The sequence below is a fragment of the Streptomyces sp. NBC_01116 genome, from assembly GCF_041435495.1.
GTDB lineage: Bacteria > Actinomycetota > Actinomycetes > Streptomycetales > Streptomycetaceae > Streptomyces.
Window position 1 is genome coordinate 2,687,161 of sequence record NZ_CP108644.1, and the last position, 14,858, is coordinate 2,702,018.

The following is a 14,858-nucleotide window of genomic DNA, read 5'->3' on the forward strand; positions in this document are numbered from 1 at the left end:
GCCATGACCCAACTCCTCGAAAAGACCGCCACCGCCTCCTCTCCGGAGCGCTCCGGCCGGACCCCCGCCGCGCGCACCGCCCGCCGCAAGGCGCTGCTGCACTGGATCGCCGTGCACTCGCTCGGGATCGCCGCCGCGCTCTTCTTCGTGCTGCCGTTCGTCTTCGTGGTGCTGACCTCACTGATGAGCGACCAGCAGGCGCTGACCCGCGACCTCACCCCGAACACCTGGGAGTGGGGAAACTACGAGCGGGTCTTCAACACCCCGGGCTTCCTGACCTGGTGGCGCAACACCCTGCTGTACGCGGGTGTCGGCACCGTCCTGACCGTCGTCTCGTCCGTCCCGGTGGCGTACGCGCTGGCGAAGTTCCGCTTCCGGGGCCGCAAGCTGTCGCTGATGCTCGTCATCTCGATGATGATGCTGCCGCCGCAGGTCGTCATCATCCCGATGTACCTGTTCTGGGCGAAGCAGATGGACCTCTCCGGCACGTTGTGGCCGCTGATCATCCCGATGGCCTTCGGCGACGCGTTCTCCATCTTCCTGCTGCGGCAGTTCCTGCTGACCATCCCGAACGAGTACCTGGACGCCGCCAAGGTCGACGGCTGCGGTGAGTTCCGCACGCTGATGAAGGTCGTCCTGCCGATGGCCAAGCCCGGCATCGCGGCCATCGCCCTCTTCCAGTTCTTCGCCGCCTGGAACGACTACTTCGGACCACAGATCTACGCTTCGGAGAACCCGGCCGCCTGGACGCTCAGTTACGGCCTCGAATCCTTCAAGGGCGCACACCACACCGACTGGAACCTGACCATGGCCGCGACCGTTCTGGTCATGGCCCCCGTGATCGCCGTCTTCTTCTTTGCCCAGAAGGCATTCGTCGAGGGCGTCACACTGACCGGAGTAAAGGGCTGACATGAAGCTCGCAGTAGTGGGTGGCGGGTCCACCTACACCCCTGAACTGATCGACGGATTCGCCCGGCTGCGGGACACGCTGCCGATCGAGGAGCTGGTGCTCGTCGATCCGGCGGCCGACCGCCTGGACCTGGTGGGAGGTCTCGCCCGGCGGATCTTCGCCAAGCAGGACCACGCCGGGAGGATCACGACCACCACCGACATCGACGCGGGCGTCGCCGACGCCGACGCGGTCCTGCTCCAGCTGCGCGTCGGCGGACAGGCCGCGCGCAACCAGGACGAGACCTGGCCGCTGGAGTGCGGCTGCGTCGGCCAGGAGACCACCGGTGCCGGCGGCCTCGCCAAGGCCCTGCGCACCGTGCCGGTCGTCCTGGACATCGCCGAGCGGGTCCGCCGCGCCAACCCGGACGCCTGGATCATCGACTTCACCAACCCGGTCGGCATCGTCACCCGCGCCCTGCTCCAGGCCGGGCACAAGGCCGTCGGCCTGTGCAACGTGGCGATCGGCTTCCAGCGGAAGTTCGCCCGGCTGCTGGACGTGAACCCCTCCGAGGTGCACCTCGACCACGTCGGGCTCAACCACCTGACCTGGGAGCTGGGGGTCCGCCTGGGCGGCCCGGACGGCGAGAACGTCCTGCCGAAGCTCCTCGCCGAGCACGGCGACGCCATCGCCGACGACCTGCACATGCCCCGGCAGGTCGTCGACCGGCTCGGCGTCGTCCCCTCCTACTACCTGCGCTACTTCTACTCCCACGACGAGGTGGTCAGGGAGCTCGGCACCAAGCCGTCCCGGGCCGCCGAGGTCGCGGCGATGGAGAAGGAACTGCTCGCGATGTACGGCGACCCGACGCTGGACACGAAGCCCGAGCTGCTCGCCAAGCGCGGCGGCGCGTTCTACTCCGAGGCGGCCGTGGACCTGGCGGCCTCCCTGCTGGGCGACGGCGGCTCCCCGGTCCAGGTGGTCAACACGTACAACAACGGGACCCTGCCGTTCCTCCCGGACGACGCGGTGATCGAGGTCCAGGCCCGGGTCGGGCGCGACGGCGCGACACCGCTGGCCGTCCCCGCGCTGGACCCGCTGTACGCCGGTCTGATCGCCAACGTGACGGCGTACGAGGACCTCGCCCTGGAAGCCGCGCTGCGCGGCGGCCGGGACCGGGTCTTCAAGGCACTCCTCGCCCACCCGCTGATCGGCCAGTACGACTACGCCGAGGGCCTCACCGACCGGCTGATCGCGCACAACCGGGAGCACCTTTCGTGGGCGTGAACGTGTCGGTCGTCGCCATCGACGCGGGCAACAGCAAGACCGACGTGGCACTGATCGGCGAGGACGGCACGGTGCTGTCCTCGGCGCGCGGCGGCGGCTTCCAGCCGCCCGTGGTGGGGGTGGAGGCCGCGATCGACGTGCTGGCCGCCGCGCTGGGACGGGCCGTCGCGGAGCTGCCGGACGCCGGTGGCGCGTTCGGCGCGTCCGCCCATGTCTCCGCGTGCCTGGCCAACGCCGATCTGCCGGTCGAGGAGGCCGAGCTGGCCGGGGCCCTGGAGGCCCGCGGCTGGGGCTCCTCGGTGGAGGTGCGCAACGACACCTTCGCCATCCTGCGCGCCGGGGTGGACGAGCCCCGGGGCGTCGCGGTGGTGTGCGGGGCCGGGATCAACTGCGTGGGCATGACCCCGGACGGGCGGACCGCCCGCTTCCCCGCGATCGGGCGGATATCCGGTGACTGGGGCGGCGGTTCGGGGCTCGCGGAGGAGGCGCTGTGGTTCGCCGCGCGCGCCGAGGACGGACGCGGCGAACCCTCCGAGCTGACCCGTGCGCTGCCCGGCCACTTCGGGCTCGACTCGATGTACGCGCTCATCGAGGCGCTGCACCGGGGCGCGATCCCGTCGGCGCGGCGGCACGAGCTGACGCCCGTGCTGTTCGCGACGGCCGCGGGCGGCGACCCGGTGGCCCTCGCGCTGGTGGAGCGGCTGGCCGAGGAGGTGGTGGCGATGGCGTCGGTCGCGCTGGGCCGGCTCGGTCTGCTGGCGGAGGAGGCTCCGGTGCTGCTGGGCGGCAGCGTGCTGGCCGCGCGCCATCCGCAGCTGAACGACCGGATCACCGAACTCCTCGCGGCACGCGCCCCGAAGGCCGGGGTGCGCGTCGTGTCCGAGCCGCCGGTGCTGGGCGCGGCGCTGCTGGGCCTGGACCGTACGGGCGCGACGCCGGAGGTCCAGCGGAGGCTGCGCGCACAGTACGTCCGAGGAGCGCGGTAGGTCCGAGGAGCACCGTTCGTCCGAGGACCGGAGCACGCCGTACGTCACGGAACGTCCCCCCACGCGGTTCGCGTGGGGGGACGTTCCTCGTACGGGTGAAAGCCGGGGACAGGCGGGGCACGGGGGAACCGATCGGCCTCCTGGAACGTGTACCTGATGGGGAGTCCGTTCGCTTATGGGGATGTTTCAGGGCACGTTGCACCGCTTGTCTTGATCGGCCGCGTCCGCCCTGATCGAATGCGGGGACTGATGTGGGGACCGAAGCCGGGACGGGGACGGGGGCCGTCGCGGGAAACCGGCGTTCCTGGTGTGGATGTCCGTCCCCGCGGCCATACTTCTGGCCGGGTGCGCGTCCCTGGGCCGGGGACGAGGGCCCACCGTCAGTGACCGAGGGGGAGGTCGAGTGACACACCCGCCGAGCGGCGGCTCGCAGGCGCTGCGCACGCCGGACCCGGTGTCCGCGCACACCGGCATGCCCGCACAGCGCCGCACCACGTGGGCCGCGCAGGCGGAGCGCCTGCGCACCGCGGCGACGACCGAGCCCGGCCGGCTCCAGATCATCGGGGCCGTCCTGGCGCTGCTGGTCCTGGCGTTCGGCGCGGTGACCACCCTGGAGATCTCGTCGCGGGCGTCGTCGGCCGACGACGTGGTCAACCGCAGTCAGCCGCTGAGCGCCGACGCGGCGGACATCTACCGCTTCCTGGCGGACGCGGACACGACGGCGGCCAGTGGGTTCCTCGCGGGCGCGCAGGAGCCCGAGGCCGTGCAGGAGCAGTACCGGAAGGACATCGAGGAGGCGGCCCGGCTGCTGGTGGAGGCGTCGGGGAACACCGGCTCCGACAGCGCGGCCGGCCGTGAGATAGCCACCCTCAACAAGCTGCTCCCGGTCTACACGGGCCTGATCGAGCGCGCCCGCGCCAACAACCGCCAGGGCCTGCCGCTGGGCGGCGCCTATCTCCGGTACGCGAACCAGAAGATGACCGGCGAGATGCTGCCGGCCGCCGAGCGGCTGTACGCGGCGGAGACGGGTCGGCTGGAGACGGACTCCGCCGACGCCCGGCAGTGGCCCGTCCTGTCGCTCGGCGCCGGGATCCTGGTGCTCGGCGCGCTGGTGTGGATGCAGCGGCGGACCTACCGCCGGACGAACCGGGTGCTGAACCACGGGCTGCTGGCGGCGACGGCCGCCGCCTCGGTGGTGGTGCTCTGGCTGGCCGTGGGGCACGCGGTGGCCCGTGCGGAGCTGCGGTCGGCGATGGTGCACGGCCAGGCGTCCCTGGATGTGCTCAACGACGCGCGGATCAGCTCCCTGAAGGCCCGCGCCAACGAGAACCTCACGCTGGTGGCGCGCGGCGCGGTGCTGACCCCCGACGGCTCCGCCGACCAGTACGAGGCGGACTACGGCACGGGGATGAAGGCGTTGACGGACCGGTTGGAGAAGGCCGGCCGGCTCGCGGACGACGAGAGCGGGAAGGCGCCGGTGGCCGACGCGGCCAAGGGCGTGGCCCAGTGGCAGGTCCGCCACCGCGAGGCGCGTGCCACGGACGACCGCGGCGACTACGACGGTGCCCTGAAGCAGATCATCGGGACCGACGAGTCCACCGGGCAGTCCTTCCAGCAGGTGGACGCCGCACTGGAGAAGGCGCTCTCCCATGAGCAGGACGAGTTCACCTCGGCGGCGGAGGACGGGCGGGGGGCCCTGCGGGGCCTGCCGATCGGCGCCGCGGCGCTGGCGGTCCTGGGGGCCGCCGCCGTGATCGTCGGGGTCAACCGCAGGCTCTCGGAGTACCGGTGAGAGGGGCAGCGATGAGCAGGTCGAGGGAGCGTTCCGCACGCGGAGGCCTGCGCGGCTGGGGTGGCGTGGCGGGGATGGCGGCGGCGTGCGCGGTCACCGCCGCGGTCACCCTGCTGCCGCTGGCCCACCACAGCGGCGGGGCGGCAGGGGCGGACGCCCCGGGCGGCGGGGCGGTGACGGCCGACCGGGCCCGGGCCGAGGAGTGCACCGAGCCGGAGGCGAGCCTGCCCGCGTCGAGCGCCGACGGGCCCAGCATCGAGAAGATCAAGGAGCGCGGCAAGCTGATCGCGGGCGTCGACCAGAACAGCTTCCGCTGGGGCTACCGCAATCCGGAGGCCCGGGAGCTGGAAGGGTTCGACATCGACCTGGTGCGGGCCATCGCCACGGACGTCCTGGGCGACCCGGACGCGGTGATCTTCCGTGCCATCCCCACCAACCAGCGCATCGCCGCCCTGGAGAACGACCGAGTCGACGTCGTCGTGCGGACGATGACGATCAACTGCAAGCGGCTGGAGCAGGTCTCCTTCTCCACCGCCTACTTCCAGGCCGGGCAGCAGGTGCTCGCCCCGAAGGGGTCGACCATCACCGGCTACGACGAGTCCCTGAAGGGCAAGCGGGTCTGCTCGGCCGAGGGCTCCACGGCGTACGAGGCGCTGGAGAGGAAGTCGTTCGGGGCTCTCTACAAGGACGACTTCGACGGCACCGGGCGCGACCGGGACCTGCTGACCGTGCCCAACCAACTGGACTGCCTGGTGCGGCTCCAGCTCGGCGAGGTCGACGCGGTCGTCACGGACAACGCCCTGGCGGCCGGTCAGGCGGCGCAGGACCCGGCGGTGGAGCTCAAGGGGAAGGCCCCGTTCACCACGGAGTACTACGGCGTCGCGACGAAGAAGGGCGCCGACGACCTGGTGGCCCGGGTGAACAAGGTCCTCGTCGACTACCGGGCGGGCGGCGACAACAGCCCCTGGATGACGTCGTACCGCAAGTGGCTGGCGGCCGGGCTGCCCGGCATAGAGGGCCCGCCCGCCCCCAAGTACCGGGGCGACTGACCCGGAGCGCACCCCCGCGCACGGGCCGGGGAGGGTGGACCGGGACAGGGCGAGCAGACCGAGACAGACCGATCCCGCGGGGCCCACCGGCCCGGCGGGGAGAGCGGAGAGGTGATCGATGGGCGTCGCGGGATCCTTCCCCAGCTTCGCGGGGAGGCCCCCCGGCCCGGTCCTGGACCGGGAGGAGGCGGACCGTGCGCTGGCCCGGCTCGGCGCGGAGCACGAGGCCATCGAGACCTCGCTCCTCGCGCTCCAGGACCATGCCGGCCGCCGGCTCCTGGAGGGCGCCGAGCTGACCGGCGTCACCCGGGAGCGCTGGGCCACGACCGAGCAGTCGATCACCCTGCTGTGGGGTTATTTCGACGCGTACGCCGGCGCCCTGTCCGAGGCCCGGGAGATCCGTGCGCGGCGGCGCCACCCGAACCGGGAGGACCTGACCGCGCTGACCGAACTGCTGCGCGGCGAGTCGGTCACCGTCGCCAACCCGGGCGCCGTGCCGCCGCCCCCGGTCGCGGGTCCGGCCAGGCTCTCCGAGCGGTTCTCCCTCCAGGAGCTGGTCGCCCGGATGAACGAGCTGTACGCCAGGTCCCTGGACATGGTCGTCTCCTCCGACTCCGTGTGGTCGGCGCTGCCCGCCCGGATCGATCTGCTCGCCGCCGAGCTGCACCGCACACGTTCGCTGGCGCACTCCGTGGGGGTGCGGCCCGGTGAGCATCCGGCCGGGGACGACCTGGCGGAGATCACCGAGGAGCTGGCCACACTGCGGGTTCAGGTGATCTCCGACCCGCTGGCGTTCTGGCTGCCCGGGCCCGGCAGCGCCGCGCCGGGCGGCGGCCGCCCCGACACCTCGCGCTACGACCGGGCGGCCCGCGCCCTGGAGGACGTACGGCGGGAGATCGAGGCGGTGCTCGCGGTCCGGCAGGACGCCGAGGCGCGGCTGGTGCGGCTGCGGGACGTGCTCTCGCGGGCCGACCGCACCCTGACGGAGGCGAGGGCGGCGCGCGGCGAGGTGCTGGCCAAGATCGCCGCCTCCGAGGTGCCCGCGGTCAGCGGGCCGCCGACCGCCCTCCAGGAGCGGCTGGCGGCGGCGTCGGACCACCGCAGGTACGCCCAGTGGCACCGGCTGTCGCCGCTGCTGGAGTCGCTGGAGCAGGAGGCCGAGGACGAGCTGCTGCGCGCCCGGGAGTCGCTGACCTCGGTGACGGCCCCGCTGGCGGTCCGCGCGGAGCTGCGCGGCCGGCTCGACGCGTACAAGGCGAAGGTGGCCCGGCACGGGCTGGCGGAGGACCCGGTGCTGATCGAGCGGTACGACGCGGCGCGCCGCATGCTGTGGAGCGCGCCGTGCGATCTGCGGGTCGCCGAGCAGGCCGTCCTGCGCTACCAGCACGCGGTCGCGGACATGCTGACGCCGCGCCGGCCCGACGGACCGCAGGACCGGCGGGCAACGGGCACCGGCACGGGCGAAGAGGGGGAGACACGATGAGTACGCAGTGCCAGCGCCCCGCGTGCGAGGGGGACTACGAGGACATGGGCGGCGGTGAGCTGTACTGCGACACCTGCGGTCTGGCTCCGGTCGTCTCGCCGACGGGCATGGTCTCCTCGCCGCCGACCGGGATCGCCGGGGGCGGCCGGGCGAGCAGCCGGGGCAGTTCGTCGGGACGCTCCAGCTCCCGTGCCTCCGGACGCGCCTCGTCCCGTTCGTCGACCTCGCGCCGCTCGGTCTCCGGCCGGCTGTCGCGCTCGCTGTCCGGGGCGTCCACCTCCCGTTCGGTCTCGGTGCGTTCGTCGGGCTCGACGTCGGCGGCCTCGGCCCGGGGGCGGCTCGGCGTCGGTCTGGTGGAGGTCCCGGACGTGCCCCGGCCCGATCCGCGCACGGCGGTGATGGAGAACCCGGAGGTGCCCGAGCGCAAGCGGTTCTGCTCCCGTTCGGACTGCGGTGCGCCGGTGGGCCGTTCGCGCGGTGAGCGGTCCGGCCGCACCGAGGGGTTCTGCACCAAGTGCGGCCACCCGTACTCCTTCGTGCCGAAGCTGGCCGGCGGCGACATCGTGCACGGCCAGTACGAGGTCGTGGGCTGTCTGGCGCACGGCGGGCTCGGCTGGGTGTATCTGGCGGTGGACCGGGCCGTGTCGGACCGCTGGGTGGTCCTCAAGGGCCTGTTGGACACCGGTGACCAGGACGCGATGGCCGCCGCGATCTCCGAGCGCCGCTTCCTCGCCGAGATCGAGCACTCCAACATCGTGCGGATCTACAACTTCGTCGAGCACCTGGACCAGCGGACCGGCTCGCTCGACGGCTACATCGTGATGGAGTACGTCGGCGGCAAGGCGCTCAAGGAGATCGCCAACGAGCGCCGCACCCCGGCCGGGAAGCGCGACCCGCTGCCGGTCGAGCAGGCCTGTGCGTACGGGATCGAGGCGCTGGAGGCGCTCGGCCACCTGCACAGCCGCAACCTCCTCTACTGCGACTTCAAGGTCGACAACGCGATCCAGACCGAGGACCAGCTCAAGCTGATCGACATGGGCGCGGTGCGCCGGATGGACGACGAGGAGTCGGCCATCTACGGGACGGTCGGCTACCAGGCCCCCGAGGTCGCGGAGCTGGGCCCGTCGGTCGCCTCCGATCTGTACACGGTGGCCCGGACGCTCGCGGTCCTCACCTTCGACTTCCAGGGGTACACGAACGTCTTCGTGGACTCGCTGCCGGACCCGGACAACATCGAGGTGTTCCGGACCTACGAGTCGTTCTACCGGCTGCTGGTGCGCGCCACGGACCCGGATCCGGCCCGCCGGTTCGCCTCGGCCGCGGAGATGGCCGAGCAGCTGACGGGGGTGCTGCGGGAGGTCGTGGCGCTCCAGACGGGCCGGCCGCGCCCCGCTCTGTCGACACTGTTCGGCGCGGAACTGCGGGTGATCGACACCGAGTTGTTCGCCCGGCAGACGGACGACGTCTCGCGGCTGGGTGGCCGGGACACCGGCTCCGGGCGCGGCGGCCTTCCGGGTCGCAAGGGCCGCAAGGGCCGCGGCGGCCGGCCGTCCGGCGTTCCGGCGCAGGGCGGCGCGTGGCAGGCCCACGGCGGTGCGGCTCCGGTGGCGCCGGGGGCCGTGACGGCCGCGGTGGCCGGGGCGCTGCCGGTGGGCGCCCAGCCGCCCGGTCCGGCGGGGGTCCGCCCCTCGGGCCCGGCGGGGGCCGCTCCACTGGCGGCGCCGCCGACCCATGTCCGGGGGGCGGCGCAGGGCGGCGCCCCGCTCGCGTACGCGCCTCCGGCGCAGGCTCCGGTCCCGGCGCCCCGGGCGGCCGAGCCGGCCCCGGGCACATCGGTCGGGCCGTACGTGGCGACCGGGCCGTACGGCCCCTTCGGGGCGACCTCCGGGGGCGTCCTGCTCGCCCTGTTCGACACGCGGGCCACGTCGTTGGCGCTGCCGGTCCCCCGGGTCGACGCCATGGACCCGAACGCCGGTTTCCTCGCCGGTCTCATGGCCTCCGCCCCGGCCGAGCTGATCACGGCCCTGCACACGGTCCCGGCCCCCTCGCTGGAGACCCGGCTGCGGGAGTTGCGGGCCCGGCTGGAGATGCGGGACCTGGACGCGGCGGCCCGTGCGCTGACCACCTTGGAGGGTGAACACCCGGACGACTGGCGGGTCGTCTGGTATCGCGGCGTGACCTCGCTGGTGACCGGTGACCACGAGACGGCGGCGCTCTCCTTCGACGCGCTCTACGACGCGTTCCCCGGGGAGATGGCGCCCAAGCTGGCGCTCGGGATCTGCGCGGAGGTGCTGGGCCAGCTGGACAACGCCGCCGAGTACTACCGCCTGGTGTGGGCGACCGATCCGGGGTTCGTCAGCGCGGCGTTCGGCCTGGCCCGGGTGCAGATCGCGGCCGGTGAGCGGGCCGGGGCGGTGAGCACCCTGGAGTCGGTGCCGGAGGCCTCGATCCACTACACGGCGGCCCGGGTCGCCGCCGTCCGTGCGCGGCTGCGCGAGCGCTCGCACCGGGAGCCGCTGCTGGCCGACCTGACGGCCGCCGGCGTCCAGGTGGCGGCGCTGGCCGCCTTCGGTCTGGACCCGGTGCGTCACGAGCAGTTGTCGACCGAGGTACTGGGCAAGGCGCTCGACTGGGTACTCTCCGGTAGTCCCGGTGCGGCGGGGCCGGGTGGACCGGCCTCCGGTCCGCCGGAGGCACGCAAGCTGCTCGGCGCCGAACTGAAGGAGCGGGGGCTGCGGTTCGGGCTGGAACGCTCGTACCGGATGCTCGCCCGGCTCGCGCAGCGGGGCGACGAGAGGATCGAACTGGTGGAGCGGGCCAACCGTTTCCGCCCCCGGACGTGGGTGTGAAGATGTCACAGAGCCACCAGCAGCCCGCCCTGTCGAAGTGCCCCGGCTGCGCGGAGCCGCCGGCCGCGGGCGACCTGTTCTGCGGGGTGTGCGGCTACGACCTCGCGGCCGTTCCGCCGCGCCCCGACGACCGGCCCACGATGGCCATCACCGTGCCCCCGGCCGCTCCCGCGGCCGACCCGGTCGAGGCGGCCCGGGCGGTGCGATGGCCCGCCGCCGAGGAGACCGACAGCTCGGACGTGCCCGCGCCCGTGGTCCGTCCGGCGGACGTGCCCGGGACGGACTCGGGCGGCAGGCCGTTGACGGGGCCCGACGCGGTGTCCGGCCCGGACACACCGGACGCCGCCTCACCGCACGAGGCGGTGCGGACGGGCGGGCCGGAGTCCGCGGCCGCCCAGGTGCGCCACGACCACCGGGCGGACCCGGGCGGTGCGGAGGCCGCCGGGGACTTCACGCTGGCCGCGCCCGATCCCCGGGCGCCGGAGCACACCGCCGCGCTCGCCGCCGCTCCCGCCCCCGGGGCGAAGGTCTGTGTGGCCTGCCGCTCCGGCCGGGTGGACCCCGACGGCTACTGCGAGAACTGCGGGCACGCCCAGCCGCGTGAACGCGACCACATGGAGCAGGAGCTCGACGCGGTGGCCGCCGTCAGCGACCGGGGCCTGCGCCACCACCGCAACGAGGACTCCTTCGCGGTGTCCTCCACCGCGCTGCCGGACGGCTCGGCCGCCGTCGTCGCGATCGTCTGCGACGGCGTCTCCTCGGCGAGCCGTCCCGACGAGGCCTCGGCTGCCGCCGCGAGCGCCGCCAACGAGGCGCTGCTGGAGTCCCTGCCGCGCGGTACGCACCCGCAGACGGCGATGCACGAGGCGATCGTCGCCGCCTCCGAGGCGGTCAACGCCCTGGCGCAGGAGCCGGCCGGGGCGAGGGAGCACGACGCGCACCGCCACCAGAACGCCCCGGCCTGCACCCTGGTCGGCGCGATCATGGCGGGCGGTCTGCTGATCGTCGGCTGGGTCGGCGACAGCCGGGTCTACTGGGTGCCGGAGGACCGGACCCGGCCGACCGCCCGGCTCACCGAGGACGACTCCTGGGCCGCGCAGATGGTGGCGGCCGGCCTGATGAACGAGGCGGAGGCGTACGCGGACGAGCGCGCCCACGCCATCACCGGCTGGCTCGGCGCCGACGCGTACGAACTGGAGCCGCACACCGCCGCGTTCAAGCCGGACCGGCCGGGCCTGGTCGTCGTGTGCACGGACGGCCTGTGGAACTACGCGGAATCCGCCGAGGAGATGGCGGCCGCCGTCCCGGCCGACGCCCGGGAACAGCCGCTGCGCGCGGCCCGGACGCTGGTCGGGCACGCTCTCGACGGCGGGGGCCACGACAACGTAACAGTGGCGCTTCTGCCGTTCGCCGTACGGCCGGAAGGGGCAGGATCGGCCTGCGACACCGATTGAGCCGGTCCTCCGCCCTTGGCCCGACCCCGCGTCAGCCGCCCGCGTCCCCTCTTCACCCGATCCGCTGTGGAGCCTCAAGGAGCCGACCAGATGGCCAACTTCTCCAAGTCGAACGTGCCGCAGTTCTCCGTCGAGGTGTACCAGAACGCGTTCCTGCCCGAGGGCGGCCGTGAGGTCAACGCGATCGTCACCGTGACCTCGACCGGCGGCGGCACCACCGGCGGCGTACCGCTGGCGGGTTCGGCGCCCGCGCCCGCGTACGGGCCGGGGCGGGGTCCCGACGCGGCCGTGGTGCTGATGGTCGACTGCTCGGGCTCGATGGACTACCCGCCGACGAAGATGCGCAACGCGCGCGACGCGACGGCGGCGGCCATCGACGCCCTGCGCGACGGCACCCGGTTCGCGGTGGTCGCCGGAACGCATGTGGCCAAGGACGTCTATCCGGGCAACGGGCGGCTCGCGGTCGCCGACCAGCAGACGAAGGCGCAGGCCAAGGACGCCCTGCGGAAGCTGAGCGCGGGCGGGGGCACCGCGATCGGCACCTGGCTGCGGCTGGCCGACCGGCTGCTGGGCTCGGCCGAGGTGGGCATCCGGCACGGCATCCTGCTGACCGACGGGCGCAACGAGCACGAGGCGCCCGAGGACCTGCGGGCGGCCCTGGACTCCTGCGCCGGCCGGTTCACCTGCGACGCCCGCGGGGTGGGCACCGACTGGGAGGTGAAGGAGGTCACCGGCATCGCCGCCGCCCTCCTCGGCACCGCCGACATCGTCGCCGACCCGGCGGGCCTGGCCGCGGACTTCACGCGGATGATGGAGAACGCCATGGGCAAGGAGGTCGCGGACGTGGCGCTGCGGCTCTGGACCCCGGTGGGCGTGGAGATCCGGTTCGTGAAGCAGGTCGCGCCGACCGTCGCCGATCTGACCGGCAGACGCACGGAGGCGGGCCCCCGGGCCGGGGACTACCCGACCGGTTCCTGGGGCGACGAGTCCCGCGACTACCACGTGTGCGTCCTGGTGCCGGAGGCCGGCATCGGCCAGGAGATGCTGGCCGCCCGCGTCTCGCTGATCCTGCCCGACCCCTCGGGCGCGGGCGCCCCGCAGACCCTGTCGCAGGGCCTCGTACGGGCCGTGTGGACGGACGACATGGTGGCCTCGACCTCGATCAATCCGCAGGTCGCGCACTACACGGGCCAGGCGGAACTGGCACAGGTCATCCAGCAGGGCCTGGACGCACGCAAGTCCGGCGACTTCGACGGCGCGACGGCGAAACTGGGCCGTGCGGTGCAGCTGGCGTCGGCCTCCGGGAACCAGGACACTGCGAAACTGCTTTCGAAGGTGGTCGACGTCGTCGATGCCGCGACAGGTACTGTGCGACTGAAGGCGAAGGTTGCGGAAGCGGACGAGATGACCCTCGAAACGCGCTCCACCAAGACCGTTCGCGTCAAGAAGTAACACGGCACGGTCATCGAACGACCAGCGGCCGTGAGCACAGAGCGACCAGACGTACGCGTCGGGCGAGGACGCCCGCGATCGACAGCATGACGGCCTCCGGGGCCGGACGAGGAGAGGGGGAAGCGCCGACATGCCGACCTGCCCGAACGGACACCAGTCGGGTTCCGAGGACTGGTGCGAGGTCTGCGGACACCGCATGGCCACCGGCGGTGCGCCCGCAGGCGCGGTGCCCCCGCCTCCTCCGCCGCCGCCCGCGCCCGGTTACGGCTACCCGCAGCAGGGTTCCGGCGGTGGCCAGCCCACCATGCAGGCGGAGCTGTGCCCGCAGTGCCGCACGCCGCGTGAGGCGATGGCGCCGTACTGCGAGGAGTGCCGCTGGAACTTCCTCACCAACACGGCGACCTCCTACACCCCGCTGGCCCCGCAGCACGGGACGCCCGGCGGACCTCCGCCCGGCCTCAACCTGCCGCCCGGATTCCAGGCACAGGGTCCCGGTGGCCGGCCTGGGCCCGGTGGTCCTGGCGGACCCGGTGGCCCTGGTGGCCCCGGTGGGCAGCCCGGTCCCGGCGGTCAGGGCGGCCCGCCCGGCGCGCCCCAGCCGCGCGACCCGTTCGACTACCAGGGCTCCCGCCCCTCGCAGATGAACCGTCCCGCCGAGCCGCTGGCCCCCGAGCAGAACGGTCCACACGGGAACGGCGGTCCGCACGGGAACGCCGGCCAGGGCGGGCCTCCGCCGCAGGGGTTCCAGCAGAGTCCCCCGCCGCCCTCGTTCCAGCAGGGTCCTCCGCCGCAGCAGCAGTCCGGATCCTCGCCGTTCGAACCGCGGCAGTCGGGGCCCTCGACCCACTCGCCCTTCGAGCCCCGGCATTCGGCTCCCTCGCCGTTCGAGCCCCAGCAGGCCTCGCCCTTCGCACCGCCGCAACAGCAGCAGCAGTCGCCGGGGCCCACCGGCGGCGAGGACGACTGGATGCTGCCGCCGCCCTCCCAGGCCCAGCATCCCCAGCAGTCACAGCCCCACCCGTCACAGCCGCCGCAGGCGTTCCAGCGGCCCGGCCCCCACCAGGGACAGGGCCACGGACAGGACCAGGGGTACGACCAGCAGGGCCAGCAGGGCCACGGCCCGCAGCACGGCCAGGACCAGGGCTTCGACCAGGGTCAGCAGCACGGCGGGGCGCCCGATCAGGGCCGTCCCCAGCAGTCCGGCACCTGGACCGCCGTGATCGCTCCGGACCGCGCGTACTTCCTCGCGATGATGCAGCGCAGCGGCCCCGAGGCGACCGGGCTGAACCTGCCCGCGTACTCCCCGGAGCAGCGCCTTCCGCTCACCGGGAGCCAGATCACCATCGGGCGTCGCCGCCACAGCACCGGCGAGTCCCCCGACGTCGATCTGTCGGTGCCCCCGGAGGACCCGGGCGTCTCGCACCAGCACGCGGTGCTGGTGCAGCAGCCCGACGGCGGCTGGGCGGTCGTGGACCAGAACTCCACCAACGGCACCACGCTGAACGGCGCCGAGGACCCGATCCAGCCCTACGTCCCCGTACCGCTCCAGGACGGCGACCAGGTGCACGTCGGGGCGTGGACGACGATCACGGTGCGCCGGGACTGAGGCGGCCCGCG

The 14,858-nt window shown here is 73.6% G+C and carries 10 protein-coding genes; all 10 read left to right on the forward strand.

The genetic code is table 11. The annotated features are described in order from the left end of the window. Positions 1 to 3: 3 nt before the first annotated feature. The 10 genes from OG245_RS11700 (at position 4) to OG245_RS11745 (ending at position 14,847) form a co-directional block, all read left to right on the forward strand. Positions 4 to 909 (forward strand): carbohydrate ABC transporter permease, encoded by a 906-nt coding sequence (locus OG245_RS11700; protein WP_050360789.1) that lies wholly within the window; start codon positions 4 to 6, stop codon positions 907 to 909. Between the two features lies 1 nt (position 910). Then, on the forward strand, positions 911 to 2,176 hold the full coding sequence (locus tag OG245_RS11705) for a 6-phospho-beta-glucosidase (RefSeq protein WP_371623456.1): 1,266 nt from the start codon (positions 911 to 913) through the stop codon (positions 2,174 to 2,176). After that, positions 2,167 to 3,162 carry an N-acetylglucosamine kinase gene (locus OG245_RS11710; protein WP_371623457.1) on the forward strand — a complete coding sequence of 332 codons (996 nt, stop codon included), beginning with the start codon at positions 2,167 to 2,169 and terminating at the stop codon, positions 3,160 to 3,162. Before OG245_RS11705 ends, OG245_RS11710 begins: the two co-directional genes overlap by 10 nt. A gap of 403 nt (positions 3,163 to 3,565) precedes the next feature. Further along, positions 3,566 to 4,954, forward strand: a complete 1,389-nt coding sequence (locus OG245_RS11715; RefSeq protein ID WP_371623458.1) for a hypothetical protein — start codon at positions 3,566 to 3,568, stop codon at positions 4,952 to 4,954. 11 nt (positions 4,955 to 4,965) lie between these two features. Beyond that, positions 4,966 to 6,003 (forward strand): glutamate ABC transporter substrate-binding protein, encoded by a 1,038-nt coding sequence (locus OG245_RS11720; protein WP_371623459.1) that lies wholly within the window; start codon positions 4,966 to 4,968, stop codon positions 6,001 to 6,003. Positions 6,004 to 6,121: 118 nt separating this feature from the next. Further along, entirely contained in the window at positions 6,122 to 7,486 is a 1,365-nt protein-coding gene (locus OG245_RS11725) for a hypothetical protein (RefSeq protein WP_371623460.1), read from the forward strand. Beyond that, positions 7,483 to 10,335 carry a tetratricopeptide repeat protein gene (locus OG245_RS11730; RefSeq protein ID WP_371623461.1) on the forward strand — a complete coding sequence of 951 codons (2,853 nt, stop codon included), beginning with the start codon at positions 7,483 to 7,485 and terminating at the stop codon, positions 10,333 to 10,335. The genes OG245_RS11725 and OG245_RS11730 overlap by 4 nt, the downstream gene beginning before the upstream one ends. A gap of 2 nt (positions 10,336 to 10,337) precedes the next feature. After that, positions 10,338 to 11,789, forward strand: coding sequence for a PP2C family serine/threonine-protein phosphatase (locus tag OG245_RS11735; protein ID WP_371623462.1), 1,452 nt, complete (start codon positions 10,338 to 10,340; stop codon positions 11,787 to 11,789). 90 nt (positions 11,790 to 11,879) lie between these two features. After that, entirely contained in the window at positions 11,880 to 13,241 is a 1,362-nt protein-coding gene (locus tag OG245_RS11740) for a VWA domain-containing protein (protein ID WP_371623463.1), read from the forward strand. A 130-nt stretch (positions 13,242 to 13,371) separates the two neighbouring features. Next, positions 13,372 to 14,847: an FHA domain-containing protein gene (locus tag OG245_RS11745; protein ID WP_371623464.1), complete on the forward strand. Its 1,476-nt coding sequence runs from the start codon at positions 13,372 to 13,374 to the stop codon at positions 14,845 to 14,847. Positions 14,848 to 14,858: the final 11 nt, after the last annotated feature.